At 61.7% G+C, this 2,965-nt stretch carries 2 protein-coding genes and 1 pseudogene; 1 reads left to right on the top strand and 2 read right to left on the bottom strand.

The genetic code is table 11. The annotated features are described in order from the left end of the window. Nucleotides 1–1,128, top strand: a 1,128-nt coding sequence (gene lpxB / locus EN879_RS30360; RefSeq protein WP_127274462.1) for a lipid-A-disaccharide synthase, incomplete at its 5' end; no start/stop codon positions are given. A gap of 76 nt (nucleotides 1,129–1,204) precedes the next feature. Here the strand turns inward: lpxB and gltA are convergent. Together gltA and EN879_RS30370 are read right to left on the bottom strand one after the other, a co-directional pair. Continuing rightward, nucleotides 1,205–2,530 (bottom strand): citrate synthase, encoded by a 1,326-nt coding sequence (gene gltA / locus EN879_RS30365; RefSeq protein ID WP_013531749.1) that lies wholly within the window; start codon nucleotides 2,528–2,530, stop codon nucleotides 1,205–1,207. A 184-nt stretch (nucleotides 2,531–2,714) separates the two neighbouring features. After that, nucleotides 2,715–2,965: pseudogene (locus tag EN879_RS30370) on the bottom strand (glutamate--tRNA ligase); the annotation flags it as partial.

Consider the following 2,965-nt stretch of genomic DNA (forward strand, 5'->3'; position numbering starts at 1 on the left):
GACCTGCTCGGCGCCGACATAGTACGCTCGCTCAGGCAGGCGGCCGGGCGCGAGGTGCAACTCGTCGGCCTCGGCGGCCGTCATTTGCAGACGCTGGGACTGGTCTCGCCATTCGATGCCGGTGAGATCGCCCTCATGGGGTTCAGTGCCGTCCTGCGCGACCTTCCGCGCCTGATGCGGCGGATCAGCCAACTGGCCAAGACCGTTGCCGACGAAAAGCCGGATTGCCTCGTCACCATTGACAGTCCGGACTTTTCGTTGCGCGTCGCCAAAAAGGTGCGTGCGGCCAACCCGTCGATTCCGATCATCCACTATGTCTGCCCGAGCGTGTGGGCGTGGCGGCCGGGCAGGGCGGTCGCGATGAAGCCCTATGTCGACCACATCCTCTGCATCCTGCCTTTCGAGGTTAAGGAGTTGGAGCGGCTCGGCGGGCCATCGGGCACCTATGTTGGGCATCGCCTGACGCACGATGCGGGCTTGCTCGCTGCAGCCAAGGCGCAGGAGTTGCCGCGCGACCTTTCTCCTGATCGGGTCAAAACCTTGCTCGTCCTGCCCGGTTCGCGGCGTGGCGAGGTACGGCGGCTGCTCGACCCGTTCGGCGAGACGGTGTCGATCCTGCGCGCGCGCGGCCACCGCTTGCGGCTGCTGCTGCCGACCGTCCCGCATGTCGCCGACCTCGTCAAATCTTCCGTCAACCGCTGGGATGAAAAGCCTGAGATCATCGTCGAGCCCCAGCGCAAATGGCAGGCTTTCGGCAGGGCCGATGCGGCGCTGATCGCGTCCGGGACGGTATCGCTGGAACTGGCGCTGGCCGGCGTGCCGATGATTTCCTGCTACAGGCTCGACCCGGTCGCGCGCATCTTGGCGCCGTACCTCGTTTCCGTCTGGTCGGCGCTGCTGCCCAATCTGATATCGGATCGAGCGCTTATTCCCGAATTCTACGACGGCTATATCAAGCCGAACAATCTTGCCCGGCAATTGGAGGCACTGTTCGCCGACAGCGGCATGCGTGCCTGGCAGAAGGATGGATTTGCAGAGATCAGGCGGCGCATGGCTACGGGCAGACCGTCCGGCGAGATCGCCGCGCAGGTGGTGATGCGGTATGTCAAGAGAGTGAGTAGTCAGTAATCAGTAGAAATGGTCGACTTCACTACTCACTACTCACTACTCACTACTCACTACTCACTACTCACTATTTCCTAATTCACCGCTTGGCGATCGGCACGTAATCCCGCTCCGGTGCACCGGTATAGAGCTGGCGCGGGCGGCCAATCTTCTGGCGCGGATCCTCGATCATCTCTTTCCACTGGGCGATCCAGCCGACGGTGCGGGCGACCGCGAACAGCACGGTGAACATCGTGGTGGGGAAGCCCAGCGCCTTCAGCGTAATGCCGGAATAGAAGTCGACATTCGGGTAGAGCTTCTTCTCGATGAAATAGGAATCGGTCAGCGCGATCTTTTCCAGCTCCATGGCGATGTCGAGCAGCGGATCGTCCTTGATGCCGAGCTCGCCCAGAACCTCATGTGCCGTCTTCTGCATGATCTTGGCGCGCGGATCGTAGTTCTTGTAGACGCGGTGGCCGAAGCCCATCAAGCGGAACGGGTCGTCCTTGTCCTTGGCGCGGGCGATGAATTCCGGGATGTGATCGACATGGCCGATCTCGCCAAGCATGTTGAGCGCCGCTTCATTGGCGCCGCCATGCGCGGGTCCCCACAGGCAGGCTATGCCGGCGGCGATGCACGCAAACGGGTTGGCGCCCGACGAGCCGGCGAGGCGAACGGTCGAGGTCGAGGCATTCTGCTCGTGGTCGGCGTGCAGGATGAAGATGCGTTCCATGGCGCGCGCCAGCACCGGATTGATCTTGTATTCCTCGCAAGGCACGGCAAAGCACATATGCAGGAAGTTGGCGGCAAAGTTCAGCTCGTTCTTCGGGTAAATGAAGGGCTGGCCGATGTGGTATTTGTAGGCCATCGCCGCGATCGTCGGCATCTTGGCGATCAGCCGCATGGAGGCAACCATGCGCTGGTAGGGGTCGGAAATGTCGGTGGAGTCGTGATAAAAGGCCGACAGCGCGCCGACCACGCCGCACATCACCGCCATCGGATGCGCGTCGCGGCGGAAGCCGGTGAAAAAGCGCGACATCTGCTCATGCACCATGGTGTGGCGCGTCACGCGGTAATCGAAATCGTCCTTCTGCGCCTTGGTCGGCAATTCACCGTAGAGCAGGAGATAGCAGACCTCGAGGAAGTCGCCATGTTCGGCCAACTGGTCGATCGGATAGCCGCGGTGCAACAGGATGCCGGCGTCGCCGTCGATGAAGGTGATTTCGGACTCGCAGCTTGCCGTCGAGGTGAAGCCGGGATCGTAGGTGAAAGCGCCGGTGGTTGAGTAGAGCGAGGCGATGTCGATCACATCAGGCCCGACCGAACCGCTTCGCACCTTGAATTCATGGGTCTTGCCGGCGAATTCAAGCGTTGCGGTGGCCTCTTGGGTCTTGCCCAAATCCAGTTTTTTCGCAGCTTCGGTCATTGCAAACTCCTTCTTGTTTCCTCATGCCGGCAAAGGCAAATTTCGCAGAGCGACACGTCGAAAATCACCGCAATGCGCGTATTCGCCACCGCATTTCAGGAGGTGCGTGCCAGATTGGGCCAAGGCCTAATGTTGCACTGCGAAACCCGCCTTTCAATGCCAATCTTCTTGGGCCAGTTTGCTCCTAATCGATTTGATCTGAGATGCGCGCCAGGCTTTCCTCGCGGCCGAGCACGGCGAGCACATCGAACACGCCCGGCGAGGTGCTTTTGCCGGTCAAAGCGGCGCGCAAAGGCTGGGCCACCGCGCCGAGCTTGTGGCTGCCGGCCGCCGCCACCTCGCGGATCGCCGCCTCCGCCGAGACGGCTGTCCAGTCACCCGCAAGCCCGTTCAAAGCTTCGTGAGCACTGCGCAGGATCTTGCGGGCATCGTCGG

Origin of the sequence: Mesorhizobium sp. M7A.F.Ca.AU.002.02.1.1 (genome assembly GCF_003998535.1) — a bacterium.
Lineage (GTDB): Bacteria > Pseudomonadota > Alphaproteobacteria > Rhizobiales > Rhizobiaceae > Mesorhizobium > Mesorhizobium ciceri.

Excerpts from the sequence above, each read along its gene's own strand:
- gltA (WP_013531749.1), bottom strand. The coding sequence starts at position 2,530 with ATGACCGAAGCTGCGAAAAAACTGGATTTGGGCAAGACCCAAGAGGCC.